Annotated in this window: 22 protein-coding genes, 1 tRNA gene and 1 pseudogene; 13 read left to right on the top strand and 11 right to left on the bottom strand. The window is 35.0% G+C overall.

Annotation, left to right across the window (positions count from 1 at the left end; all coding sequences use genetic code 11):
- Positions 1 to 71 precede the first annotated feature (71 nt).
- The gene (locus FJR05_RS25825; protein ID WP_168646741.1) at positions 72 to 593 is read left to right on the top strand and encodes a tetratricopeptide repeat protein; all 522 of its coding nucleotides are present in this window, start codon (positions 72 to 74) and stop codon (positions 591 to 593) included.
- A gap of 60 nt (positions 594 to 653) precedes the next feature.
- Positions 654 to 1430, top strand: a complete 777-nt coding sequence (locus FJR05_RS25820) for a DUF3153 domain-containing protein (protein ID WP_254447118.1) — start codon at positions 654 to 656, stop codon at positions 1428 to 1430.
- A 135-nt stretch (positions 1431 to 1565) separates the two neighbouring features.
- On the opposite strand, the gene FJR05_RS25815 is transcribed toward FJR05_RS25820, so the two are convergent.
- The 4 genes from FJR05_RS25815 to FJR05_RS25800 form a co-directional block, all read right to left on the bottom strand.
- A complete protein-coding gene (locus FJR05_RS25815) occupies positions 1566 to 2264 on the bottom strand; it encodes an RloB family protein (RefSeq protein ID WP_168646739.1) in 699 nt (232 codons plus the stop codon).
- Between the two features lie 2 nt (positions 2265 to 2266).
- Entirely contained in the window at positions 2267 to 3517 is a 1251-nt protein-coding gene (locus FJR05_RS25810; RefSeq protein WP_168646738.1) for an ATP/GTP-binding protein, read from the bottom strand.
- Positions 3518 to 3898: 381 nt separating this feature from the next.
- Positions 3899 to 4081 (bottom strand): hypothetical protein, encoded by a 183-nt coding sequence (locus FJR05_RS25805; protein ID WP_168646737.1) that lies wholly within the window; start codon positions 4079 to 4081, stop codon positions 3899 to 3901.
- A 257-nt stretch (positions 4082 to 4338) separates the two neighbouring features.
- Positions 4339 to 5772: a carotenoid oxygenase family protein gene (locus FJR05_RS25800; protein WP_168646736.1), complete on the bottom strand. Its 1434-nt coding sequence runs from the start codon at positions 5770 to 5772 to the stop codon at positions 4339 to 4341.
- Between the two features lie 149 nt (positions 5773 to 5921).
- On the opposite strand from FJR05_RS25800, the gene FJR05_RS25795 reads away from it, so the two are divergent.
- The 5 genes from FJR05_RS25795 to FJR05_RS25775 all read left to right on the top strand — a co-directional run bounded on the left by FJR05_RS25795 (position 5922) and on the right by FJR05_RS25775 (position 10648).
- Positions 5922 to 7406 carry a DNA cytosine methyltransferase gene (locus tag FJR05_RS25795; RefSeq protein WP_168646735.1) on the top strand — a complete coding sequence of 495 codons (1485 nt, stop codon included), beginning with the start codon at positions 5922 to 5924 and terminating at the stop codon, positions 7404 to 7406.
- A gap of 32 nt (positions 7407 to 7438) precedes the next feature.
- Positions 7439 to 8197, top strand: coding sequence for a thioesterase II family protein (locus FJR05_RS25790; protein ID WP_168646734.1), 759 nt, complete (start codon positions 7439 to 7441; stop codon positions 8195 to 8197).
- A 342-nt stretch (positions 8198 to 8539) separates the two neighbouring features.
- Complete coding sequence (locus FJR05_RS25785) at positions 8540 to 9007, top strand: Hsp20/alpha crystallin family protein (RefSeq protein WP_168646733.1); 468 nt, start codon at positions 8540 to 8542, stop codon at positions 9005 to 9007.
- Positions 9008 to 9423: 416 nt separating this feature from the next.
- The gene (locus tag FJR05_RS25780) at positions 9424 to 9669 is read left to right on the top strand and encodes a hypothetical protein (protein WP_168646732.1); all 246 of its coding nucleotides are present in this window, start codon (positions 9424 to 9426) and stop codon (positions 9667 to 9669) included.
- A gap of 10 nt (positions 9670 to 9679) precedes the next feature.
- A complete protein-coding gene (locus FJR05_RS25775) occupies positions 9680 to 10648 on the top strand; it encodes a hypothetical protein (RefSeq protein WP_168646731.1) in 969 nt (322 codons plus the stop codon).
- 45 nt (positions 10649 to 10693) lie between these two features.
- Here the strand turns inward: FJR05_RS25775 and FJR05_RS25770 are convergent.
- The 3 genes from FJR05_RS25770 to pds form a co-directional block, all read right to left on the bottom strand.
- Positions 10694 to 10781, bottom strand: a tRNA-Ser gene (locus FJR05_RS25770).
- A 221-nt stretch (positions 10782 to 11002) separates the two neighbouring features.
- A complete protein-coding gene (crtB, locus tag FJR05_RS25765) occupies positions 11003 to 11935 on the bottom strand; it encodes a 15-cis-phytoene synthase CrtB (RefSeq protein WP_168646730.1) in 933 nt (310 codons plus the stop codon).
- Complete coding sequence (gene pds, locus FJR05_RS25760) at positions 11919 to 13358, bottom strand: 15-cis-phytoene desaturase (protein WP_168646729.1); 1440 nt, start codon at positions 13356 to 13358, stop codon at positions 11919 to 11921. The genes crtB and pds overlap by 17 nt, the downstream gene beginning before the upstream one ends.
- A gap of 598 nt (positions 13359 to 13956) precedes the next feature.
- Between pds and FJR05_RS28105 the strand changes: the two genes are divergently transcribed.
- Positions 13957 to 15159 (top strand): septal ring lytic transglycosylase RlpA family protein, encoded by a 1203-nt coding sequence (locus FJR05_RS28105; RefSeq protein WP_217385700.1) that lies wholly within the window; start codon positions 13957 to 13959, stop codon positions 15157 to 15159.
- A 56-nt stretch (positions 15160 to 15215) separates the two neighbouring features.
- Positions 15216 to 16301, top strand: coding sequence for a beta-N-acetylhexosaminidase (nagZ, locus tag FJR05_RS25750; RefSeq protein ID WP_168646728.1), 1086 nt, complete (start codon positions 15216 to 15218; stop codon positions 16299 to 16301).
- A gap of 109 nt (positions 16302 to 16410) precedes the next feature.
- Here nagZ and FJR05_RS25745 read toward each other — a convergent pair whose 3' ends face one another.
- From FJR05_RS25745 to FJR05_RS28100, 3 genes and pseudogenes are all read right to left on the bottom strand, one after another.
- On the bottom strand, positions 16411 to 16866 hold the full coding sequence (locus FJR05_RS25745) for a PPC domain-containing protein (RefSeq protein WP_168646727.1): 456 nt from the start codon (positions 16864 to 16866) through the stop codon (positions 16411 to 16413).
- 56 nt (positions 16867 to 16922) lie between these two features.
- Entirely contained in the window at positions 16923 to 17582 is a 660-nt protein-coding gene (locus FJR05_RS25740) for a ComF family protein (RefSeq protein WP_168646726.1), read from the bottom strand.
- Positions 17579 to 17677, bottom strand: a pseudogene (locus FJR05_RS28100) (GNAT family N-acetyltransferase); the annotation flags it as partial. The gene FJR05_RS25740 and the pseudogene FJR05_RS28100, both read right to left, overlap by 4 nt.
- A gap of 394 nt (positions 17678 to 18071) precedes the next feature.
- Here FJR05_RS28100 and FJR05_RS25730 point away from each other — a divergent pair.
- From FJR05_RS25730 to FJR05_RS25715, 4 genes are all read left to right on the top strand, one after another.
- The gene (locus FJR05_RS25730) at positions 18072 to 20612 is read left to right on the top strand and encodes a CHAT domain-containing protein (RefSeq protein WP_168646725.1); all 2541 of its coding nucleotides are present in this window, start codon (positions 18072 to 18074) and stop codon (positions 20610 to 20612) included.
- Between the two features lie 99 nt (positions 20613 to 20711).
- Positions 20712 to 22460 carry a ShlB/FhaC/HecB family hemolysin secretion/activation protein gene (locus tag FJR05_RS25725; protein ID WP_371416946.1) on the top strand — a complete coding sequence of 583 codons (1749 nt, stop codon included), beginning with the start codon at positions 20712 to 20714 and terminating at the stop codon, positions 22458 to 22460.
- 71 nt (positions 22461 to 22531) lie between these two features.
- Positions 22532 to 23383: a CemA family protein gene (locus FJR05_RS25720; RefSeq protein ID WP_371416945.1), complete on the top strand. Its 852-nt coding sequence runs from the start codon at positions 22532 to 22534 to the stop codon at positions 23381 to 23383.
- 148 nt (positions 23384 to 23531) lie between these two features.
- A complete protein-coding gene (locus tag FJR05_RS25715) occupies positions 23532 to 24836 on the top strand; it encodes a hypothetical protein (protein WP_254447116.1) in 1305 nt (434 codons plus the stop codon).
- A gap of 106 nt (positions 24837 to 24942) precedes the next feature.
- Here FJR05_RS25715 and FJR05_RS25710 read toward each other — a convergent pair whose 3' ends face one another.
- Complete coding sequence (locus FJR05_RS25710; RefSeq protein WP_168646723.1) at positions 24943 to 25650, bottom strand: molybdopterin-dependent oxidoreductase; 708 nt, start codon at positions 25648 to 25650, stop codon at positions 24943 to 24945.
- Between the last annotated feature and the right edge of the window lie 22 nt (positions 25651 to 25672).

Genomic DNA, 25672 nt, shown 5'->3' with positions numbered 1-25672 from the left:
CATTTACCTGAAATCTACTGTAAGTTAAAATTCAAGCTATTGAGTAACAACTGACAACTGACTAATGACTAATGACTACAGAAAATTTAGAACTCGCTAAATCGTGTTTCCAAATTGGGACAACTGCTTTTGAAAACGGTCAATATCGGGAAGCTGTAGAAAGTTTAGAAAAAGCCAGCACCTTATTAGGAAAAAATAGCCGATTTGCTGGTGAAATAGAAATTTGGTTGGTGAATGCTTATGAAGCTGCGGGACGTTCCGAAGAAGCCATAAATCTTTGTCAACAACTCAGCCGTCATCCCCATTATGAAATTCGTCAACAAGCAAAACGCCTAGTTTATATTTTAAAAGCACCCAAACTGAATAGACCAAAGGAGTGGATGACAGAAATTCCCGATTTTGGTATAGTTTCTGATAACAAATCCAAAATACTTGTCACTTCCCAACCTAAAAAATCCACATCTAAACCAAAACCTTTAGAACGAGAATACATTGACTTGAGTACAGTCAATACTAAAGACAATAATTTTGTTTGGGTAGGTTTAATTTCTGTTGGTTTGACAATTTTCTATTTAGTTTGGTTAAGTTTTTAGCAAATAAGGAGAAATTGAGTCATGAATGTATTAACTTTTATTAAGATAATATCACATTCAATGAAATCTGTATTTTTTTCTATTAACAAAATTAGAAAAATTACTAAAATCAAACCAATTGTCTTGATGGTAATACTTTCTTCATTACTATTATCTGGTTGTGTGAAATATGATTTAGGAGTAAATTTTAATAGCACAAATAATGGTGAATTAGTACAGCATATTCAGGTATCGGAAAAAATCACTCTTTTTAGTAGTGATTATCTCTCTGAATGGTTAAAAACTTTAGAAAATCGAGCGCGAACATTAGCAGGTTCAACACAAAGAGTTTCCGCATCAGAAATCATTGTCAAAATTCCCTTTACCAGTGCGAAGGAATTACAAGAAAAATTTACTGGCTTTTTCAATACTCGCACATCTGAAGATAGTGATGGTTCGGAACTTGCAAATCTTAGCTCAACTTTAGTTGCAGAAGATACAAATTTTTTCCTATTTTCTAGAAATCATTTAGTATATGATTTAGATTTACGTTCTTTGGCTATGCTGACGACAAAAGGTGATAGTTCTCTTGTCAATTTAGACTTTAGCTTACAGACACCTTGGGGAATCAAGAACATTGAAAATGATGAAAATGCTATCCAACCAGAAAAGCATGGTAATCAATTGACATGGAGACTTAAACCAAGAGATATAAATCATGTAGAGGTAGTTTTCTGGTTGCCGAATTTTCTGGGAATTGGGACTTTATTAATTATTGGTTTTGTGTGGTTGGGATTATATCTGAGATATACGTTATTACCAAATCCAAGTATTCAGTTAACGGTGAAAGAATTGTAAGATATTATAAATTAAGTGGTTTAAGTGGTTTATAGGATGTAATTATCCTATTTTTACTATTTACCAAAGAGGTTGGGTTGATCAAATCCAACCTACAAAATATTAGTATATTTAAAATAAATAAAAAACGAATGTTCATTCTTTTTGTGGTTTTGGAAAAATAACTTCACTAAGTTTTTCCACTAATTGATAAACTGTTGTTGATGGATTAATATTGTGTATTATAATTCTTTGTTCTATGGTTAAATTATTAGGATCATCTATTCCATGTAAATTACAATGGCTTAACCAAAGTTTTTTAGCAAACTTAATAGCATTAGATTGTTTGTCTTTTAGTTTTTCATACATGGTTTCAGAATTTTTTTCATATTTTTCACCTAATCTTATACTTAGCATTTTTTCATAATCACTTCGATGAGTTTCACTTTGATAATATTCATAATGCAATAAATACCATAATTCAAAAGCATCATTAGAAATAGCTAACTTTAATTGATTTTCTATAGCTAATCTAATCGCTGCGTTAAAATTTTGCTGATTATTATTTTCACGTTTTAAGTCTCTATCAAATACACACCAAACCTCATCATCTCCATAATTACCTTGTTCTTTTAACTTTTTAGCTATTGTAACAACTGTTATTCCTACCGCACCCAATCCTTTAATAGTAATATCTGCTGTTCCATTAGCGTGTGCTATTCGCCGAAAAGCTTCAAAATAGTTAGGTTCAGTCTCTGTCCCTTCAGAAAGAATCAAAAATATTTTCTTTTTTGATCTACCACTTACTCTTCTTTTAGAGTACATTATATTGTTTTTTAAATTTGGTTTTGCCATTTTTATTCATTAGATAATAAATCTTTAAAATTACCAATAAAGGGAATTGCTCCATATCTTCCGCGAATATAATCTGCTTCAAAAGAAGCATCTTCTGGAATATCATCATATTCAACTAAAGAATATAAATCAGTTGCTCCCTGTTGATTTTTTTCTGTAAACCAGATTTGATCTCGTCTTAATAATCTACTACCAAATAGATTAGGATTAAGCAAATTAGTATCATGAGTCATGAAAACAAGCTGTGCTGATTTTGGATTATATTGTTTTGAATTAAATAGCTCAATAATTTTATGAGTAATGATAGGATGTAATCTTGCATCCAATTCATCTATAATTAAAACTTGGCTATATCTTAAAGCGTTTAAAAGTAATGCGGAGAAATAAAATAGTTTTTTCGTTCCTTCAGATTCATTTTTTTCTAAGTCAAATTTTTCAAATCCAATTATTTCACCATTTTCATTATATTTTTCGTGAGATGTTTGAATACTAAATAAATTTTCTAAAGATAGTTCTTCTTTACTAATATTGATATCTTGAATTGATAAATCTAAATCTTTAATTAATTTAATACTATCTTTTTTAATTAAAGGAGATTCAAACAATTTTAAAGTAAATTTTCTATACAAATCATCGTATGTTCCTGAACCAGATACAACTTGATAATTAGCAAACCATTTGATTATTTCAGCAGAAATTTTACCATTAAATTGTGCTACAACAGAAATAAAAAGAGAGTTATGTTTAGTCTTTTCTTCTAAATTGAATCCTTCTTGAAAAGATTTTTTACTAATTTTAAATTTATTGCCATCTCTTTGAAATAGTTGATATTCTTTAATATTGTTTTGAAAAAATAGCCATTCTTCGACTACTTTATCTTGAGATACTTTAAAACCATATTTATAAGTTTTTTTGTTTAGATAAAAAGTTGTTTGAAAAAATGATGGTTGATCTTCTGTTTCTGTACTAAGTCGGAAAGTTTCAACGGGAATCTTATCTGTGAACTGCATTTCTTTAGAAGAATTAATAACAAAGTTTCTCATAAAGCTAAATGCTTTGGCAAGATTACTCTTTCCACTTGCATTAGCACCATAAATAGCTGTTGTTTTTAGTAACTTCAATTCTTCATTAACTGAAAATACATTATTTTCATCTAATTCTGGATCTTGACTATTAATATCAGAAGCAACCATACTAAAAGTCACTGTGTCTTTAAAAGATAGAAAATTGCCAACTTGAAATTCAATTAACATGAATTTAATTTACTCCTTTATTTAATTTTTATCTAAATAATCCAATTATATCATAAAGTTGATTAAGTTCTTCTTGGGATTGCGATGCCTACGGTAAGCTACCGCTAACGCTCTTTTAAGTTAATATATCATTTTGTCTGAATCAGGATGTCCAGGATTTTAGGATTTTCAGGATGGGGTTATTTTTGATAATAAGATGATGAGCGATACTTAAATCAACATAATTAACAAATATTGTACGTATTCTGGACAACTAAGTAGGTGAACAAAATAAAAATGAGGGGTATTGCGTTTTATAAAATGGCTGAAACTCAATCAGAATATCGCATTGAGACAACTTTACATACCGTTACATACCTTTAAATTTTCCTGTTGACCTACTTAGAAGGTTTCATCATTATAAATATCCTCTTCTGGATCATTCCACTCCGTAAATCCTGTTTCTGCTAATTTCATAAACTCTCTTATTTCTAAAGCCTTCCTAATTTCTGCAATTAATTCATTGATTTCTTCTACAGGAAATTGGAGAATCATGGCTTTAATTTCTTCTTTTTTCACTTTCATTATTCACAACTCCTTTTGATTATCAAAAATATGGTGTGTAATAAATATTCAATCTAAGCTACTGCAAACTCTGTCAAATTCCGAGTTTCAGGATCATGAAATGCCAAAACAATATCATTTTATCTCGTTCCTAGTCAGAGACTAGGAACGCAGTACCCCTACAAATCTGGGGTTTTCGTGATTTTACTTTCATTCCATATCTTAACCGTTTTTAGTATATATGGGCGACACCCCCCTACGTTGATTATGGGATTTTTTTAAGCAGGTTTCCATGTCCCGTGAAAACTGTGGGGGATAACGCTGGGTAATCCCAGTTTACAAATAGGTTCTTCATTTAACCTATCACTGGCAAATACCCAAACTTCGCTACCATGAGCATTACCATCATAAACCACAGTTAACAACCAACCTTGCTCAGAATTTTGCGGATTTTGGACATAAATAGGTTCGGACGGATAGCAATTTTCTCCTATTTTTGCTTGCGTTAAAGTTCCAGTTTGATGATCAAAACAAGCAATAGTATTTAAAAGTTCGTTACCAACATCTGTCCCTGGTTGAAATCCTGACATATAGGTATAGCGAGAAAATTGACCTGCATTTTGTGGAGGAACACTAGGAAACTCACAATGTTGATTTGAAAGTTGTTCAATTTTAATTACTTTTCCAGTTAGAGGATTAAGTTGCACTTGGGAAAATGTACTTTTGGCAATTGTGTGAGTTTCCCCTGTCACTACTTCCTGTAAATATTGATTAGTTTGAAAATCTTCATAACGGACAATATCTACAATTACCGCACCACTAGCATCTACATAACCATTAGCAAAATGCCACTGAAACCAAGGTTCAGTTTCTCCTCGACTGACTAAAGATAAAGTTTCTCTATCTAGCACTATAATCTGAGTTCCCAATTCAGGATGCCATTCTAGAGAATCACTATAATTACTTGTTCCTATCAAAACTGGCCAAAGATTTAACCGCACTGGGGAAATAAAAAAAATTAGATACTGTCCTGCTAAAACAAAATCATGTATGAGTGGGACCCCTTCTAATTCATGCGTTGCTGTTTGGATAATTTTGCCCGTAGAGTCACTTTTATAAACATTAAGTGTGGCATTTAATCCAGGAGTTACACCAAAATTAAAAATTTCCCCTGTATTTGCATCCTGCTTATAATGGGCAGAATAACTTAATCCCTTAGTTAAACTGCCTAAATTATCTTCACCACAAGTTTCTAAAGTTTGCAAATCTAAAGCATGAGGTTTACCCGCTTCCCACAATGCCAAAAGTTTCTCAGGTAATGCTAAAACGGAAGTATTAGCCACATTTTTTACGGGTTTTATCCATTGATTCCAGATAATTCCTGGTGCAGTCATGCCATAATTACCATAAAGCAATTTACCCGCAGCAGTTTCTTCTTGATAACCTGTAGTTTGCACATAGCGATAAACTGCAAATGTTTCTGCATTGGTAAAATTGACCGCGAGAATTGCCCCGTCTCCATCAAACCAATGTCCCACTCGGATACCATTCCGTTCTAGTCGTGCTGGTCCATTCCGGTACAGTGTACCCCTTAAACCAGCGGGGATTTTACCTGCGAGAATAGGTAATTGAGTGGCAGAAAATTCTTTTGCTGGTTGAGATATTGCTCTAAACCATGCTTTTTTAGTTGACTTTTGATCAATTGTTTGCATATAACATTTATTCTGTGAGTAATAAGTTGTTGTGACAGTTGAGATTTGAACTTTTAGAATGATTACCAAAAACCTAGATATATGGGTTTTTACAGTGTCAAACAATTAAGCTATTCTAAGTATACCAAAATTTAGAATGAATAATGAAGATGCAGAATATACGATTTACTTTTATTGACCTTTTTGCTGGAATTGGTGGATTTAAAATGGCATTAAGTAATCATGGTGGTGATTGCATAGGTTTTAGTGAAATAAATAAAGATGCAATAAATACATATTGCGATAACTTTCAAATTGATCCTAGTTCTAACTTAGGAGATATTACTAAAATCAAAGAATTACCACCTCACGATTTGTTAACGGCTGGAGTTCCTTGTCAAAGTTGGTCAATTGCGGGTAAAAATCTAGGTTTTGATGATGATAGAGGTCAGTTATGGAACGATACAATTTATTTACTTCAACAATCTCAACCAAAAGCATTTATTTTTGAGAATGTCAAAGGATTAGTTGATCCTCGTAATAAAAAGGCTTTATCTTATGTTTTAGATAGAATTGAACAAGCCGGATATCATGCCAACTATTTTGTTATTAACTCATTTGATTATGGTGTACCACAAAATAGGATTCGCCTATACATAATTGGATTTAAGAAAAAAGAGTATTTACAAAAATTCAGTTTACCAAAACCAACAGATAAAAAACTAAAACTTGGCGATATATTAGGTATTCTACCACAACAAAAAATAGATGATCAGATTGTTGAGAGAGACATATTTGGCAATATTATTGAATCTAAAAGGATGAGTCTTTCAAGTACCAACGGATTCAATGATTACTTTTTATTTAACGACCTGAGAAATGGTCATACAACAATACACTCGTGGGACATTATTGAAACTACTCAACGACAGAAAGATATTTGTTTATTATTACTTAAAAATAGACGAAAAAGCAATTATGGAGAATTAGACGGAAATCCATTATCATTAGAACATTTTCAAAGCCTAGATTCGTCAATTAAACAAACAGAAATTGATGAACTGGTGCAATTAGAAATCTTAAAATCTGAACAATATCGTTTTATTATCAAAAAGTATAATATTAAAGATTTGACAAAAGATGAACAAATTTTACTTTCATTCACCAATAATGCAGAAATAATTGTTGATAGGTTGAAAATTCAAAGAGTGTTTAAATTAGAAAAGATGTCAATTAAAAAAACAATTGAGTCTCTTCAAGAAAAAAATATTATTGAGTGTGCTGAAATTCGCTATGATTTTAAAAACACTAAAATAAGCACAGGATTATTTGGTGTAAGTCGGATATTTTTACCAAGTTCTGATATTTTTCCAACTCTAGTTGCCAGCGATACAAATGACTTTATAACTTTAAAGACAATCAAAGCACTAAATCATCATGACTTTAAAAACAAATTCATCAAAGAAGTTTATGAGTCAAGAGAATTTAGAAAAATTACTAAACGCGAGGCTTGTTTAATCCAGGGATTTCCTCAAGATTTTAAATTACCAGAGTCAAGACCAAGATGGATGAAACTAATTGGAAATAGTGTTTCAGTTCCCGTAATTGATAAATTATGCAAAGCTATTGTTGAGACTGGTGTATTTGAAAATTAAGAAAAGTCAATCAACCTCATAAAAACCCCATCATGACCACTGAAACTACCTTCACAAATTGGATAACTTGCCCTCAACCCAATTCCCACGCCAAATTACGCCTATTTTGCTTTGCTTATGCCGGTGGTAGCGCTACGATTTTTCGGACATGGGCTGATGATTTACCCGCAACTATTGAATTATGCCCTATAGAAATTCCCGGAAGAGGCAAACAAATCAAATCACCTCCATATACAAAAATTCAACCTTTAGTTCAAGCAATAGCCACTAATATCATCCCCTATCTAGATAAACCTTGTGCTTTTATCGGTTACAGTATGGGTTCATTAATTAGTTTTGAGTTAATTAGGATACTGCGTTCTAAATATAATTTTTACCCTTTACATCTTTTTGTTGCTGCTCATCAAGCACCACAATTATCTACCGAAAAGCCGCCAATTTCTCAATTACCAGATACCGATTTTTTAGCCAAAATATCCCAGTTCAATGGAACTCCCCAAGAAGTGCTACAAAATGCCGACTTGATGCAGATATTTTTACCTATTATCCGCGCTGATTTTACAGTTTTAGAATCCTATATTTATACTCCCCAACCCCCTTTAGATTGTCCTATTACTGCTTTTGGTGGTTTACAAGACCCAAGAGTTAGTTCTACTGCCATTGCTGCATGGGAAAAACAAACCGTCGCCCCTTTTTCATTACGAATGATAGATGGTGATCATTTTTTTATCAACACTGCTAAGACTACTTTGCTTAATCATCTGATTCAATCTCTTCAATCCTATTTTTAATTAATTTTTGACCAAAAAAAGAGTGAGTATTTCTATATTTATCTTCTAAAATATGAAAAACATACTTAGTAATAAGGGAATCATTACCGACTCTATACTAATTAACAGGTTTCAGAATAATTGAGGATTTATATAGTACGGTTATCACGACGATCATATCTATAAAACCGAACTGTAATCAATTGATTTTCTAGTGTTACTATTTAGTTGGGAAGCTAAAGATTAGGCTTCAAGAAGTTAAAAGTTAAAAGTCTTACCAGTAGTATTGTTTACCAATCAGAAGCTTAAGATTCAGTCTCACCAAATCAGAAAGTCCAATAGTGAATTTTTGAGGAGATAGATATGACACTTGTACGTTGGAATCCTTTACGGGAAATAGAACGCTGGGAACCATTCCCTGAAATGGGTATTATCCGTCAGCAAATGGATCGTTTATTTGAACAGTTATTACCACCAGATGGAGGGGAAAAAATAGGATTGACTTTTATTCCTCCTGCCGAAATTGCGGAAACCGATAGTGATTTGAAATTGAAAGTGGAAATACCGGGCTTAGATGCGAAGGATCTTAATGTTGAGGTAACTCCTGAGTCGGTTTCTATTAGCGGCGATCGCAAATCGGAAACAACAACAGAAGCGGAAGGTATGACTCGCTCGGAATTTCGTTATGGCAAGTTCCAACGGATAATCGCCTTACCTGCGGTCGTGGATAATGAGAAGGTAGTGGCAGAATATAAGAATGGAATTCTCCATTTGACTATTCCTAAAGCCGAATCGGAAAAACACAAGGCTGTAAGGGTTAGTCTCGGTTAATGGTTTTTAGTTAAAATGAGTTAGTAAGGATGAGTGGTTTGACAATCATTTCATCCTTCATTTTTTTATAACAAGTAGGAGAGATAATAATTCATGATCAATGATTTATGTTGTGAAATCTACCTAAAAATATGGTTCCAATTATATAGTTAATTCTCAAGATAGATGCTAAAAAGCATTTTTATATTTACGAGTCATGGGGACAAAAATATAGCCTATATCCTTTTCATACTTTTATGTAAGATATGAGCAAATATATCTCAGTCGCTGTTAATATATCGGAAATAGCAGTTTGTATCCTTGACCTAGATAGGAGTTTTCGATTTTTGAGAAAACTTCTATAAAAACACACACTGATACAGTTTCATTTGCTTGAATAGCTATATAAATAGGATTGAGATTGGCAATTATTAATTATGGCAACCAAAGTAATTGATGTTAGAGAATATACTGTCCGAGCGCACAAAAGGCAGATTCACACGCGAGTTTTCAACTTTGTTTGTAAAGAATGTAATCAGGCTACAAAGCGGGAAACTTTCGGAACTCGCCCTTTATATTGTGAAAGTTGTCGTCCTCCCCAACCTCCTAAAAAATCACTCCAGGCATCTACACCAAGCAAGCCTAGAGCCATGACTTACACCAGCAATATAGATTTAGGTTGAGTGAATTGCTATGAATTCTCCAGGACAATTACAAGCACCACCCGAAGTATTTATTACGCCATTGTTGGAATTACGAGATTACTATGGGAGTCTCGCCCAAAAGTACCAACGTCTATTTATTGAGGCGCGATCGCAATTAGATAATGTAGAATCTTTGTTGTCTACATGGTCTTATACTGATAACAACGAACAGGTTGAGGCACAAGAAGAAGATTCACTATTGTTGTTGTCTTCTAATCACAGTTCTAATCTGGAATATTTGGATTCTTTAGAGTCAGAAATTCCTCAATCAGACCCTTTCAAAGTCGAACATTCCCTCTCTGAAGTGAGAGACTCGAACAATCTTTCCTATCAGCGTCGTCACTATGTTGGTAAGGGGGAAGATGTTCCCATGTTGGCTCACTATGAAAATATGACTCGCATGGAGGCACTCAAAAAGCTACTGCGAGAGTATGTGGGAACTGTCTGTCACATAGATTTTATTGTGCGATCGCTCTATGGTGATTTAGAGTCTACTATTTTTAAAGTCGTTAAAGGTAGAGTCCAATCATCTCTGACTCAAGGCAGGGAAAGTGGTTATTGGTCAGCGATTCCTAATGAACCGGGCTGTTATACCCTAGATTTAAATTCACTAGGACCAATTCAAGGTAGAGGAATATCTAGGGGGATTAAATCCACCAAAACCAACAAACATTTCGTCAAACCCCAAACGAAAGTAGTACCGATGTTGGCACAATTTGATGGTCAATTTTTAATTGATGCTCTGACCTTATTTCTAGAACAAAATGCCGGACGAATTTTCAATGTGAATGAGATAGTTAATGGCATTTATGGACATCTGGACGCAGAAGAAGTCAGAGAGGTTAAAAATAAGGTTCTCAATGAACTATCTAGGGGTCATCGCACAGGCCGATTTGTCAGAGTTCCTCACCAAATCGGTCTATATACTTGGGATATGAATATGGTCGCTAAAAAATAACACAAAAAAGGTGCGTTACAACTTGTTAACGCACCCGCTTAAAAATGGAGAGGGGGGGATTCGAACCCCCGAAGGGATATAATCCCTTAACAGATTAGCAATCTGCCGCTTTCGACCACTCAGCCACCTCTCCAGGTCATGAGTAATTATAGTAGCAGAAGTTTTTGAGCCTGTCAATAGTTATTTTGTAAATAGCTAGGAGTCAGGAGTCAGGAGTCAGGAGTCAGGAGGAAGAATTAGAGGGAGATTTATTCAGGTTTTCGGTTTATATGGCTAACGCGCCACGCTACACTATCAGCAAGCCCTAAATAGATTCAATGACAACTGACAACTAACAACTGACAACTAACCAATCTATAAAACTTGCGATCGCATCCAAGCTGCCGGCAAGGTGCGTAACTTTTTCCATTGGGGAACATAAGCTCGCTGATTGAACACATCATAATCATTGCGCTCAATCACCTCTAAAATCTGCTCATATAGCATAGATGCAGACCAAACAGGCCACCGAGCATCAGCAGCGAGGTAACTAATACCCTTATCTGCTTGGACGTAGAACTTACGGGCGCGGTCAATTTGAAACCGCATGAGTGAACGCCAGCGGTCATCCACTACGCCGCGAATACATTCTTCCTCGGTGTAATTGAATTTGGCCAAATCTTCTAAGGGAAGATAGATTCTACCTCGACGGGCATCTTCACCAACATCGCGGAGAATATTGGTAAGTTGATTAGCAATTCCCAAAGCGATCGCCTCTTCTATAGGAAGATAGGGCTGTTGGTTTTGATGCCAAGGGGCTGTATAGATACTATTATCTACCCCCATAATCGTCGTTGACATCAAACCCACAGTTCCCGCTACTCGGTAGCAGTAGAGGTATAAATCCTCAAAAGTTGCATAGCGACTGCGATACAAGTCCATCCGCTGACCGGCGATCATATCCCGAAAGGGTTGAATGTCGAGCGGAAAGCGTTGGAGAGTATCTACTAACGCTACATCATAATTATCCAAAGGGCATCCCGCAAAAATGGATTCCAGTTGCTTTTCCCATAGTTCTAGGGTTTCTGGCGTGGTGATAGCAGATGCCGGACCATCCACTAATTCATCTGTACGGCGACACCAGGCATAAATTGCCCAAACAGATTGGCGCTTGGCCGGACTCATCAGCATCGTACCTAAATAAAAAGTTTTAGCGTACTTAGCCGTGAGTTCTCGACAAAGGGTGTAGGAATCATCTATAGAAACCAGCGTTTTCATGCGCGGGGGGGAATCAGGCAGTTGCAGCATTCGTGGCGGGCGGTCGTGTTGGCGTTTGCAGGTTAGAGGAATTTGCTACCGTCAGCGCTTGAAATATCGCCTGCGCTGTTAGTTTACCAGAAAGTACAGCCCCTTCCATACTGGCGAGATAGCGTTGCATTGTATAATCCCCAGTCAAATAGAAGTTAGAAATGGGGGTTTGCTGTGAAGGGCGGTACTGTTGGCGACCTGGAGTAGCTTTGTAAACTGAACGCGGTGTTTTCACCACATGATATTTCAGTATTTTAGTCGGATTATCTCCCCCAAAGTGTTGGGGAAAAAGTTTTTCTAACTCAGTAATAGTTGCAGCAACGATTTCTGCATCGGATTTAGATATCCAATCTTTGGCTGGTGCTAGAACTAATTCCAACATGGAACGGTCAGGATTGGCATATTCACGGCAAGTATTACTCATATCAGCATAAACGCTGAGGAGTGGAGAACGGGAAAATAGCAGATGATCAATATCTGTTAATTTGCGATCAAACCAGATATGAACATTAATCACTGGTACACCTTCCAAACCCTCCAATTTTTGGAAAAACTCCATTGCTTTCCAAGAACTTGGCAAAATCGGCTTTAAAGGATCAACGGGAAGAGCCGATACATAGGTATCCGCTGTAAATATTTCATCTTCTGCCCCATTTAAGCCCCGCAGTAGGAATCCTTTTACAGTTCCATCCTCGTTGAGTAAAATCTCTTTCAAGGGCGCATTCAGACGCACCTCACCACCGTGTTCAGTGATGTGGTCAATAATTGGCTGACACAATCTTTCTGTGGGTGAACCATCCAGGAAGGCCATTTTGGAACCGTTTTTCTCTTGGAGAAAGCGATTCAATGCCGTTAAGAGGACAGTGGCGGAAATTTCGTCTGGATCAATGAAGTTCAAAGCTTTAGACATAGCAATGAATACTTCTTTTTCTACTCTGGGGGGAACGTTTTGTTTTTGTAACCACTCCCGAAAAGAATATTTGTCCATTTCTTCGACGTACTTTTGCCCCTGGAGAATGGCAGGTATTAAACCAATACCAAAACTGATTTTCTCCGGCCAGGTCAGCATATCGTTGTTTCTGAGAATGGCCACCATCCCATTGATAGGCGCTGGCAAATCTGGAAAATCGAATCGGCTGTAAGTCCCCGGCGCTTCAGGCTGATTGAAAATCATTGTGTGTTCTTTCCACTGCAATCGATCTTCAATGTTCAATTCTTTGAATAACTGCAACATATTGGGATAGGCCCCAAAAAAAATGTGCAGCCCTGTTTCGTACCAGTCACCATCAGCATCTTTCCACGCAGCCACTTTTCCCCCAACTACGTCTCGGCGCTCCAAGACAATGGGGGTGTGACCTAAGTCGGTGAGATATTTTGCACAGGAAAGTCCTGCTAGTCCCGCTCCCGCGATCGCTACGCGCATTTAAACCTACTATTCTTCAATATTTCTTAACTGTTTTGTCGTTCTCATTATACGTTGCAATCCTTTACATTTGGCACGGTAGGTCTGATTGCTTCGCCAAAAATTCCCAAAATATCCCCCTGACTATGTAATTTACCTTAATCTTCGATCCAGGGGTAAACACAAAATTTTTTTACGTGATCAATATTTAGTGTAGTTTATGACTCATTTTGAATCAGTGTATATTTTTGCTTAACTGCCCATCATAAATACAAAAAATGCTTCTTTACTCAGTGTTTATACGCATGATATATATGTGATAGTAAAGTAAATAGCAAATAAGAATTTTAGTCATAAGCAAAAATAATGGAAATATTAGTAATACATCAAAACTAGATTTAAAACTTTTATTTATTTAAATCTCCATTACGGTATATGATGATCCCAGACAGTTTAATCATAATTAAATCTGAAAACGCATAGAAATTATGTAATTCCAAGAAAATTTTTTCTTTGTTCCATAAAACTCTTTTTTTATTCAACCTGGGGATTATTTCTCTAGGAATTGTGCATCTATCTGGAGAATAACTAAACTATGATATCAACGGGAATACTATGGGTGACATCCTTTACAGGTGGTGCTTTGGTGTTGACGGCAAATTTACCATTGGGTTTAATAGCTGCATTTTCTCCAATCCAACGTCCAGCCAACTTAATTAAGCCGCAAGCTCAATTTCTGACGATCGCTCAACAACATAAAAATGCTTGGCAAAAAACCTTAATATCAAAAACTGCTTTCACGTTTGACTGGATAAATAGGCGATTATCATCCTACAGAGATAAGTCTATCGCCGCACCTTCAATAACCTTGAAGGCAAAAGAAACGCAATTTTGTCCCTCTGTGCCAGAAAATATAGCTGCACAACCTCACTTGAAAAATGCTACTAACTTTTTGCCAGTAGTTACACAAGTTAGTCTTCCTAAAGTAGATTTATCACCTTCTACTGTTGTGCGATCGCTCCAAAGCTTCTTTAATGTCATCAGCAATTCAGTTGATCCAAACGGAAGTTATGACTACTCACCAGTATTGATTGTCAAGCGGAATCCATCCAGTTACGAAGTATGGGTTAACAACAGTTTTGTTGCCAGACTACCTGATAAAATTACAGCCAAAGCATTACAAAATCGCTTGCAGCAATTAATGAAATCACCTGCTGTACAGCCTACACAATTACAACCGGGCTTAGTGGATAAAACTCCTTCCTTGATGGTAGGTAATCGCTTACTATTTGCAATAGATCAAAAACTCTCTCAGCAACTTGGTCGCAGCGGTGATATTTTAGCAATAGAATGGACTAATAATTTGCGAGCAGCACTCCATACCAAACCGCTGACACTGGTACAAGGACAAATGGAAATGTATGGATTACAGTCCTCAACCACAAAACTTTCTGGTATAGCTTCTTGGTATGGTGGCTATTTTCATGGTCGCTTAACCGCAAATGGTGAGATATATAATCAAGATGATTTTACTGTTGCCCATCGCACCTTACCTTTTAATACTTTCTTAAAAGTTACAAATTTAGAAAACAATAAATCCGTGATTGTGCGCGTTAATGATCGTGGTCCGTATATTTTACCCAGAAACCTGGATTTATCTCGAACTGCGGCTCGTTGTCTCGATAGTGAACATACTGGAATCGTAGCTTATAAAGCTGTAGTTTTACAACAAAATGCCCCACAAATGACCTTAAAACCATCTCCACCAAAAACTGAAGACATGGCTAATGCCAAAAGTGAGTTATTAGTTTCCAACTTTTAGTAAGCTGGAAGGATAAAGTAGAAAAGGCTTTATCCTTTATTGATATCAAACTAATTATGTCAATATCCCAATCATCACAAAGCTTTGGTAATCATCTCATTCTGGGTATTTCCGGGACAAGTTTAAATGATGATGATAAACGGGCGTTAAATGAACTAAAACCGATTGGTGTCATCTTTTTTGCCAAAAACTTTCTTGACGGTGTACCATATCCAGTTTGGTTAGAACAGTTTAAAAACCTCATTCATGAAGTTCGCCAATATACTGAGCGTGACTCCATATTTACTACTTTAGATCATGAAGGTGGGCGAGTTGTGCGGACACCTTTACCAATTACCCGCTTTCCTCAAGCTTATTTATTGCAGTCTCATGCTTATGAAGTTGCCAAAGCCACAGCACTAGAATTAAAATCACTGGGAATTAATCTTTCTTGGTCTCCGGTTGCAGATATTTTCTCTAATCCCCAAAACCCAATTATTGGCGCTCGTGCATTTGGAACTACACCAGAAACCGCTAGTCAAGCAGCGCGAGAATATTACCAAGGATTACGGGAAGAAGGAATTTTAGGTTCTGCTAAACACTTTCCTGGACACGGCGACACCAGCACAGATTCCCATTTGGAATTACCAATCTTAAATTTGAGTTTAGAAGATTTGCGAAATCGGGAATTGATTCCTTTTCAAACATTAATTCAGTCACAAATTCCGTTAATTATGACGGCGCATATTTTGTTCCCACAAATTGATCCAGAAGTACCAGCAACTTTATCTAAAATCATTTTGAATGATATTTTACGAGAAGAGTTAGGTTTTCAAGGTGTGATAGTTTCTGATGATTTAGATATGAAAGCTGTATCTGAGATGTTTATGCAATCAGGAACAGTTGTGCGGGCTTTTCATGCTGGTTGTGATTTGTTTATAGTTTCTCGAAATATCAATTCTTCTTCTTTAGAACGAACATATAAAATAGCTGAAGATTTTTCTGCTAGTTTGGATAATGGTAGTTTAGATGCAGCAGTTGTAGAAGCTGCGCGGGAGAGGGTGGAAAAGTTATTACAAGCAACTCCTCAATATTCAGTTTCGACCCTTGATAAGGAGACGTTGGTGAAAAATGCGGAGTTGGCTATTAGTTGTTGTTTGTAAGAGGATTGAATTTTATGAAATCAAAAAAATTACCATTTTTATATTCATATAACCACTACTAAAACTCCAATTAATTAAACTAGATGTATATACAAATGGTGGTTTATATCTACTTAACTGGTTGCAGTTTTGTTACCTTGAGTTTAAAGTTACCCACCCCAGTTTCCCCAAAAGAGCGAACCCGCACAATGTAAGTTCCTGCTTCTGTAATGCGGGTAAATAATAGAGAATTGCTGGTACCATCAGGAGCATCATCATTTTCTCCTGCTGTTGAACCATTGGGAGCTAATAGTGTAATAATACCGTCAAAGTTTTCCGATGACAAATCAATAGATAAATTATCACCCTGATTTAATTTGATGGAATAATCACGCGCAAATCCCCCTTGACCTGTGGGAATATCCTTATTTGATAGAGTATCAGAAATTTCTGTCAAATTAATTAATGGAATAGGGCTATATAACTTATTTTGTGCTGAGGCTGTTTTGATCCATATTCCCATTGTTAGTAATGTGATAGGAATAATTAACATTTGGTTTAAATGCACTGTAAAAATCTTTTTCATAAATAAAAATACTGTTCCCACAAATATCGAGCAACCAATCTAATATAGCTTTATTTTTATTTATTTGTCGTGGCAACAGCGGCTACACCCAAGACTGTAATTTGATGTTGTTCAAATGTCTTGACAGCAGCTTTAACAGTAGCACCAGTAGTATAAATATCATCTACTAATAATATTGGTATATGGGGACGACGACGCAAATCTTTACCAATGATAAAAGCATCTGCTAAGTTTTCTTGTCTTTGGACTGGGGACAAATTAAATAGGGCTTCAGTTTCCTTAATGCGTTCTAAAGCATTGACTTTCAATTTGTATCCTGTCACATTACAAAAACCTTCCGCTATTAATGCGGCTTGATTAAAACCGCGTTGTTTTTGTTTTTTAGGGTGCATAGGAATAGGAACAACTAAAACCTGTTGTTGTGGTTGAGGTGAATGTAATAACCATGATTCCCCTAACCATTCGCCTAAAACATAACCAATTTGTGGTTGATTCTCATATTTTAGGGCAGCGATCGCCCTTTTAACAGCACCACCATAATTTCCCCACACAAATATGGGTAATGGTTGCTTCCATAAATAAGCGGGATTTTGCTTATGGCAACTTTGGATTTGCCGAATACAATATGGACAAAGTTCCCTCTGCGTAGAACGTTGACACAGCGGACAAGAAGATTTAAGAAAAAGATTAAGTAAATCTTGGAATATCTTGATCATAGATATTTTACATAAACGCGATCGCATCTGCTGGTTTCTACACCGATTGTTGGTAGATAACTATTACTTTCATAAAGTTTAACAGCTTCAGTTAAAATAAGTAGGTTGGCGTTGAAAATTGTCGTTAGTTTCTTTACACAGTTCGGTTTTATTGTGTTCACCTACTTACTGGCAGTTTCAATCCAATCCAAATCTGCTTAAACCCCTCCAAAGCAATTGCTGTTTCCAATTGTTGTAATAAATATTTTCCTAAGAGATTGTTTGAAAACTTTTTCGTGTGGGATCTGACACCCGCAGATCCCCCTAAGTCCCCCTTTTTAAGGGGGACTTTGAGGAATTTAGCCCCCCTTTTTAAGGGGGGTTGGGGGGATCTCAATTAATTCTGATACTTTTCAAACATCCTCTAAGGAATGTGGATTAAATAAAGTGCAAAAGTTGTAACAGGGGTATAGTAGACTAAAGAAATGGGTATGAGGGGGCAATATCATAATGCTAAATCGCAAGCTCTTGGTTTTAAGTTTATTATCATTAAGCTATGTATTGAATCCTTTTCCTGTTTTAGCTAATGTTAGTAATATTTCCATAACTTCTGAAAGTTCTCTATCTTTGGAAAATCAAGCTCAAAAATTATACGAAAATGGAGAATTTCAACCAGCTATTACCAACTTAAAAGATGCCATTAATAACTATCAAAAACAAGATAATTTGACTGGACAAATTATAGCTTGGCGAAATTTAGGTTTAGTTTACCAGAAAATGGGAAATCCTCAAGAAGCTAAACAGGCTGTAGCAGAAAGCATCAAATATTTATCCAAAATAGCAGACAACAAAAAGCGTCAAGAATTATTGGCAAAAACTCTGGAAGTGCAAGGACAAATTCAATTATCTATTGGTGATTCTCAAGCTTCTTTAGATACTTGGCAACAGATAATTGATATTTATGAAAAATCAGGAGACAGTATAGGATTAATTAGAACTAAAATTAACGAATCTCAGTCATTACAAGGGTTAGGTTTATATAATCAAGCTGTTAAAAATTTGACGGCAACTCAAGCAATTTTAGATAAACAACCAGATACTTTACTCAAAGCTAAAGCACTTTTAACTTTAGGTGATGTTCTTCGAGGAGTAAGAAAATTAGATGAATCTACACAAGTCTTAAATCAAAGTTTGACTGTTGCTAAAAAATTAGCATCTAATTCTACCATTATAACTGAAGTTTTCATTAGTTTAGGTAAAACCCAGAGATTAAAATTAAACTCTGAGCAAGCTATTAATTATTATCAACAAGCCATTGAAAAATCACCTACTTCCGATTTACTCATTCAAGCCTATTTAAATCAATTTGATTTGTTATTATCTGATCAAAAAGTACCAGAAGTTCAAGTATTAATTCCCAAAATCCAAGATATTTTAACTAAACTACCTGCTAGTCGCAGTGCGGTTTATGCTCGGATTACTTTCGCTAAAACTATTCTCAAAAATAAAGAAATAGCGAAAACTTATCAAAATTTAATTGTTAAAGAATTAGCAACAGCATTAAATTTAGCGCAAAAATTAGCAGATAATCGTGCTGAAAGTTATACGTTAGGAGTGCTAGGTAATGTCTATGAAAAAAATCACCGCTATCCAGAAGCGCAAAAATTGACAGAAAAAGCAGTATTAATTGCTCAAAGAATTAAAGCACCAGATATTAGTTATAAATGGCAATGGCAACTAGGTAGAATATTAGCAGCAGCAGGAAACCAAAAAGATGCCATATTTGCCTATCAACAAACTGTGAAAACTTTAAAAAATATCAGAACTGATTTAGTTGCTATTAGTTCCGATTTGCAATTTTCTTTTCGAGAAGATGTTGAACCAGTTTATCGAGAATTAGCAGGATTATTATTACATGAAAACTCCAGTCAAGCAGAACTTAAAGAAGCTAGACAAGTAATTGAAGATTTACAACTAGCAGAATTAGATAATTTCTTCCGTAATGCTTGTTTAAACAGTAAACCTGTAGAAATAGATGAACTTAATGATCCTACCACTGCTGTTTTCTATACTCTGATTTTAAAAGATAGGCTAGAATTAATTGTAGCTTTACCGAATCAACCGCTACAAAAGTATTCACAACCTATATCTCAAGTAGATTTAGAGAACGGTATTAAAGAATTAAAACGTGAATTAACTAATGCTAGAGGTGCAAACAAAAGAAGATTAAGATTATCTCAACAAATTTATAATTGGTTAATTAACAAAGAATTAGCTACAAAATTAGAACATAGCAAGATTAAAAATTTAGTCTTTATTTCGGATGGAGTATTCAGAAATATTCCCTTAGCTGCTCTTTATGATGGTAAACAATATTTAATCGAAAAATATAGCATTGCTCTTGCTCCTAGCTTGCAACTTGTAGATATTAAACCTTTATTACGAGAACAAGTACAATTGTTTGCAGCAGGAATAAGTGAATCTCGTGAAAAATTTGATGCCCTTCCTAATGTAATATTAGAATTAGCACAAATTAAAGCTAAGTTTCCTAATGGAATTTTATTAAAAAATGAGTCTTTTACAAACTCAACTCTAGAAAAAAATATTAAACAATATCCGGCTCAAATAGTTCATTTAGCAACTCATGGTCAATTTAGTTCCAAAGCAGAAGATACTTTTATTTTAACCTGGGATAGTCAATTAAACATTGATCAACTGACGAATATACTACGTTCTGATAAAAAGCAAATTCGTCCAATTGAATTATTAGTTTTAAGTGCTTGTCAAACTGCAAGTGGAGACAAAAGAGCTAGTTTAGGTTTAGCAGGAATAGCAGTCAAAGCTGGAGTGCGGAGTACAGTTGCTAGTCTTTGGTCTGTTGATGATCAAGCAACCTCTTTACTCATGACTAAATTTTATCAGGAATTAGCTAATAGTAAAATTACAAAATCTGAAGCTCTGCGTCGCGCTCAATTAGCAATTTTAAATCAAGAGGAATTTAAACATCCCTATTTTTGGTCAGCTTTTGTACTCATAGGTAATTGGCTCTAATTTGATAGAAATTCATCATCTTAAAAAAAGGATAGTAAGATGAGGTTTTAGATCAGTATGTTACTATTTATTATTGCAAAATTAAGGTGTGTTAAAAAAGTGAAAAACCAACCTCAAAATTCCTACAAAATCATATTTAATTGGTTATTTTTTTCTATTGAATTGGTGATTTTTTTCCCCAATCTCTTATTATCAGCTAACGCCCAAATAATTACACAACCTGTTACACCTAAAGATCCAACAGTATTACCAACTCCCCAACCTCTACCCGAAACTCAACCATTACCACCTTTAGAAGAGCTATTACCAACACCAGGACAAATTCCTTCAATTCTCCAACCATCATTAGAACAAATTCCGGGAACAATTACAGTTACACAATTTGATGTTATTGGTAGCACTGTTTTTAGTCAAACAGAATTAGCAAAAACATTAGAACCTTTTACTAAACATCCTATTTCTTTTGCTGAATTACTTAAAGCGCAGGAAGCTATTAGCCAACTATATGTAAAATCTGGATATATTACATCTGGAGCATTTATCCCTCCCCAAGAATTAAAAAATGGGGTAGTAAAAATAGAAGTGATTGAAGGTGAAGTTGAGTCAATTAATGTTACAGGTTTACAAAGATTAAAAGCTGGTTATCTTCGCAGTAGATTGGCATTAGCGACCAAAGCTCCTTTAAATCAAAATCGCTTGCTTGAGTCCTTACAAATGCTCCAACTTGACCCTTTAATTGCTAATTTATCAGCAGAATTAGCAGCCGGTTCTCGTCCGGGGGTAAGTACATTAGAAATCAAGGTGCGGGAGGCTCAAGCTTTCTCTACTCAGCTAAATTTTGATAATCAAAGATCACCTAGTGTTGGTAGTATCCGCCGTCAATTGCAAATTAGTCACAATAATCTTTTAGGATTTGGCGATCGCTTTCATGTAGGCTATATCAATACCGATGGTAGTAACTCCCTCGATGATTTAAGTTATTCATTTCCCATCAACCCCTACAATGGGACTATTAGCTTAAACTATAGTCTAAGCAATAGTAATATTCTGGAAAAGCCCTTTAACACCTTAGATATCCAGTCAGAATCACACAACTATCAAATCACCTATCGTCAACCCCTAAAACAAACACCAAAGGAAGAATTTACCATAGGTTTAACAGCTTCTCGACAAGAATCACAAACCTCACTTTTAAATATTCCTTTTCCTTTATCTATCGGTGCAAACGAACAAGGAGAAACAAAAATTTCTGCTCTCCGTTTTTTCCAGGAATATACTCAAAGAAATACCCAACAAGTATTTGCTCTCCGTTCGCAATTTAACTGGGGGATTAATGCTTTAAATTCCACCATTAACGATAAAGCACCTGATAGTCAGTTTATAACTTGGCGGGGACAAACCCAATATTTACGCTTATTAACACCAGATACAACCTTATTATTGCGCTCTGATTTACAACTAGCTGATCGTCCTCTAGTCCCCCTCGAACAACTAAGTATTGGTGGGCAACAGAGCATTAGAGGTTATCGTCAAGATCAATTATTGGCTGACAATGGCTTATTTGCATCCGCAGAACTGCGTACCCCAATCCTGAAAATACCTAAATGGCAAACTACAGTCCAATTAGCTCCATTTTTCGATTTTGGCACAGTTTGGAATCACTCTGATTCTGAAGTTAAGATTCCCAAACAAACCTTATCATCCGTCGGTTTAGGTTTACGTTTTCTAGTTGCTAACAACTTTAATGCTAGAATTGATTGGGGTATTCCCTTAGTTAAGTTAGATAGAACTGGAAATACATTACAAGAAAATGGTATTTATTTCACAGTTGAATATAAACTTTTTTAATTGTTATAGTTGTAGGAGTTTATAATAGCTACATCTAACCTCGGACTCAAACTAGAAAGATTTATCTTACCGTGAAAAAATCATCACAATCATCTAATAAAGATACCTCTTCACAATCATTTACATTCTTAAAAACGGGCATATTTCCCAGATCAATTGGAAAAACATTCCAGAAAATTCTCAGTGATATATCTCCAAACGCAGATCAAGAATTTATTAAAAAATATCAAATATCCAGACAGCGGACAACTATAGCCATCAAATTCTTATTATTATTGATTATAATTCCCCTGCTAACTCATCACCTATCCAAACGGCTGTTTATTCTTCCCATAGTAGAAAACCTGAGAAACGATAACTCCGGGCAAATTTTTCTCAATCAGGAAATGGAAGACAAAGCCTTTCATGAATTAAAAATATTTACAGCAAAATTAAAGTTTGAAAGTTTACTGGATTCAGAAACTAAAATTTCTCCAGAAAATCGAGAATCTAAGATTAAAGCCAAAGCCATAGAACTAGCAGCAAAATTTCAACATAAAAGTACCAACGCCATTAGTAATACCTTTGCTGATATTATAGCCTTAATTGCTTTTGCATTGGTCATTATTTTTAGTACCAAAGATATTATTTCTCTTCAACACTTTATAGATCAAGTTGTTTATGGTTTAAGCGATAGTGCTAAAGCTTTTTTAATTATCCTCTGTACAGATGTATTTGTCGGCTTTCACTCACCTCATGGTTGGGAAATAATTCTGGAAGGATTTACAGAACACTTAGGTTTACCAGCAAATAGAAATTATATCTTTATGTTTATTGCCACATTTCCTGTAATTTTAGACACTATAGTTAAATATTGGATATTCCGCTATCTTAGTCGTTTATCACCTTCAGCATTAGCTACCTTAAAAGAAATGGATGATTAATCATCATAATTGGGCATATTTCCCATTGTCAACATTTCTGAGAATGCTAAAATGGGGCATAATCATTGTTGGTCTTCATGAATTATGCGTATTCTATTTAAGTAGGTAAACCGAAAAATTTAAAGGTATGTGACGAAATGTAAATTCAATGAATGCCTTACAAATAGGTTGTTTTACGGGTTTCACAAAACTAAACATATATTGGTTTTATTATGTTTACCTACTTAATCAAAAATTCAAAATCACAGCATTTATTACTGCTTTATTGGTAATTAGTTTCACTAATAAGCAGCCAATTCAACAACAACAAATTGTTAAAAATGTATCATTATCCCAAATAGGAAATCCTCCAATTGAAGCATTTACTAATAATTTATCTACGCCAAAACCCTCTAACATAAATGCCAAAAATAATGTAAAATACGCATTCTATTCAGTTATTAATGAATGGAAAAAATATCAATACAGTATTAATTCTAATCGAGTATTGACAGCAGGAAAATTACCAAATAATCCCATCAATTTTAATCAAGGTGATTTATTAACCGTACTTACAAATACTAGAAAATATTTTCAAAAATACTCTCAAGAAGATCCCGATATTCAACGCACAGGTATCTTAGTAACTCAAGGAGTTACCGTTAAAGATATTCTGAAAACATTAGATTTTATGATTGTCGTCTTAGAAGAAGACATTTCTAATAAGCGAACAACTCGGTTACAAGATCCTAACTTTATTAACGCCAATTTTCGCGTAATTAAATGGTCTGCCCATAACCCAGAAAATCCCCAACAGAAAAAATTAAGAATTACTAAATATGCAGCTTTTATTCATTCAGGTTCTCGACAAAAAACTTCTAAATACAATACACCAATTTACGCTATTAACGAAGAAGTGAGTCAAGATAAATTTTACACTAAATATACAAAACAAGACGTTTTATCAGGTATTTATGAACCTGGAGGTAAGGAATTTGGCAAGGTTAAACCTATTGCTTATTTAACTCGCAATGGTTTAGAAGCAGCACTAATGCAGGGAACTGTTTTAGTTAATTTTACTGATGGAACTAAAGAGTTTTTAAACGTAGACAAAAATAATGGAATGTCCTATATTCGGGGCTTAAAAGCTACTGCACAAAAGCGTTATTGGTATTTTCAAGAAGTTGATGCAATTAAAGGTTATGGATATAAAATAGATGCTAAAATATCCATTAAACCAGGAGTAACATTTGCAGGAGATGTGCTAAACATTGGTTTAGGCAGAATAATTGTTACTGAAGACAATCAGAAACGGTTAAGAATGGGCGTAATTGCCGATACAGGTGGGGCATTTTTACCTAACCTCTATCAACTTGATTTCTTAGCAGGAACTTTTGCTAGTGAAAAAGATTTTGAACGATATATTCAAAAATTACCTGAATATACAAATGCCTATATTTTAGTGAAAAAATAAGGTAATTGGTAATTGGTCATTAGAAATTTCCTTCTTTCTTCTTCATCCTGACTCCTGACTCCTGACTCCTGACTCCTGACTCCTGACTCCTGACTCCTGACTCAATTTACAATCCAGCGAACCATTCATAACCCATATCTTCCCAATAACCTTTAGCATTTGATAATTTACTGGTGAGGGTAACTCGTGTTACCCATTTACTTTGTTTATAGCCAAGTTTAATGGGTGAAGCTAATCGTAAAGGCGCACCATTTTCCACAGGCAAAGCTGCACCATTTTTTTGATAAGCTAATAGGGTTTGTGGGTGTAAAACTGAAGCTATATCCCAACTTTCATAATAACCATCTGCTGATTGAAAATAGGCATATTTAACCTGGGATTTAGGTTGAGAAAGGGCAATAATTTCTCTCAAACGAATGCCACCCCATTGGACAATTGCTGCCCAGCCTTCTACACAAACATGACGAATAATCATAGAAGTAAGGGGTAAGGCTTGAATATCTGCCATACTTAAACTCAGTGGATGATTTACTTCACCATCTACAATTAAACGATATTTTTCTAAATCAATAATGGGTGTAGATTTAAAGCTATTAATTATTAATTTACTTGGTTCAATTTGACTAGGTAAAAATTCGGGAACTGGCTTTTGAGGCTGAAATATTAATTCTTGAAATTTCTGATTGAGAGGTTCAGAAAGTTTTCCTACCAAGTCTGAAAACATCGGTGTACCACAACCACCCAATAATAAACTCATACTCGACAAACCGGAAATTTCTAAAAACTTTCTCCGTGTAAATTCATGATTATTCATTTTGATTCCTCAATGTTGTTAC

The sequence above is a fragment of the Dolichospermum sp. UHCC 0259 genome, assembly GCF_009711935.1.
Lineage (GTDB): Bacteria > Cyanobacteriota > Cyanobacteriia > Cyanobacteriales > Nostocaceae > Dolichospermum.
This window is presented reverse-complemented; position numbering and strand designations above follow the sequence as displayed.

What these genes read in the sequence shown, in the direction of transcription:
- FJR05_RS25825 (WP_168646741.1), top strand. Translation starts at nt 72, where the DNA reads ATGACTACAGAAAATTTAGAACTCGCTAAATCGTGTTTCCAAATTGGG.
- FJR05_RS25820 (WP_254447118.1), top strand. Translation starts at nt 654, where the DNA reads ATGAAATCTGTATTTTTTTCTATTAACAAAATTAGAAAAATTACTAAA.
- FJR05_RS25815 (WP_168646739.1), bottom strand. Translation starts at nt 2,264, where the DNA reads ATGGCAAAACCAAATTTAAAAAACAATATAATGTACTCTAAAAGAAGA.
- FJR05_RS25810 (WP_168646738.1), bottom strand. Translation starts at nt 3,517, where the DNA reads ATGTTAATTGAATTTCAAGTTGGCAATTTTCTATCTTTTAAAGACACA.
- FJR05_RS25805 (WP_168646737.1), bottom strand. Translation starts at nt 4,081, where the DNA reads ATGAAAGTGAAAAAAGAAGAAATTAAAGCCATGATTCTCCAATTTCCT.
- FJR05_RS25800 (WP_168646736.1), bottom strand. Translation starts at nt 5,772, where the DNA reads ATGCAAACAATTGATCAAAAGTCAACTAAAAAAGCATGGTTTAGAGCA.
- FJR05_RS25795 (WP_168646735.1), top strand. Translation starts at nt 5,922, where the DNA reads ATGCAGAATATACGATTTACTTTTATTGACCTTTTTGCTGGAATTGGT.
- FJR05_RS25790 (WP_168646734.1), top strand. Translation starts at nt 7,439, where the DNA reads ATGACCACTGAAACTACCTTCACAAATTGGATAACTTGCCCTCAACCC.
- FJR05_RS25785 (WP_168646733.1), top strand. Translation starts at nt 8,540, where the DNA reads ATGACACTTGTACGTTGGAATCCTTTACGGGAAATAGAACGCTGGGAA.
- FJR05_RS25780 (WP_168646732.1), top strand. Translation starts at nt 9,424, where the DNA reads ATGGCAACCAAAGTAATTGATGTTAGAGAATATACTGTCCGAGCGCAC.
- FJR05_RS25775 (WP_168646731.1), top strand. Translation starts at nt 9,680, where the DNA reads ATGAATTCTCCAGGACAATTACAAGCACCACCCGAAGTATTTATTACG.
- crtB (WP_168646730.1), bottom strand. Translation starts at nt 11,935, where the DNA reads ATGCTGCAACTGCCTGATTCCCCCCCGCGCATGAAAACGCTGGTTTCT.
- pds (WP_168646729.1), bottom strand. Translation starts at nt 13,358, where the DNA reads ATGCGCGTAGCGATCGCGGGAGCGGGACTAGCAGGACTTTCCTGTGCA.
- nagZ (WP_168646728.1), top strand. Translation starts at nt 15,216, where the DNA reads ATGTCAATATCCCAATCATCACAAAGCTTTGGTAATCATCTCATTCTG.
- FJR05_RS25745 (WP_168646727.1), bottom strand. Translation starts at nt 16,866, where the DNA reads ATGAAAAAGATTTTTACAGTGCATTTAAACCAAATGTTAATTATTCCT.
- FJR05_RS25740 (WP_168646726.1), bottom strand. Translation starts at nt 17,582, where the DNA reads ATGATCAAGATATTCCAAGATTTACTTAATCTTTTTCTTAAATCTTCT.
- FJR05_RS25730 (WP_168646725.1), top strand. Translation starts at nt 18,072, where the DNA reads ATGCTAAATCGCAAGCTCTTGGTTTTAAGTTTATTATCATTAAGCTAT.
- FJR05_RS25715 (WP_254447116.1), top strand. Translation starts at nt 23,532, where the DNA reads ATGAATGCCTTACAAATAGGTTGTTTTACGGGTTTCACAAAACTAAAC.
- FJR05_RS25710 (WP_168646723.1), bottom strand. Translation starts at nt 25,650, where the DNA reads ATGAATAATCATGAATTTACACGGAGAAAGTTTTTAGAAATTTCCGGT.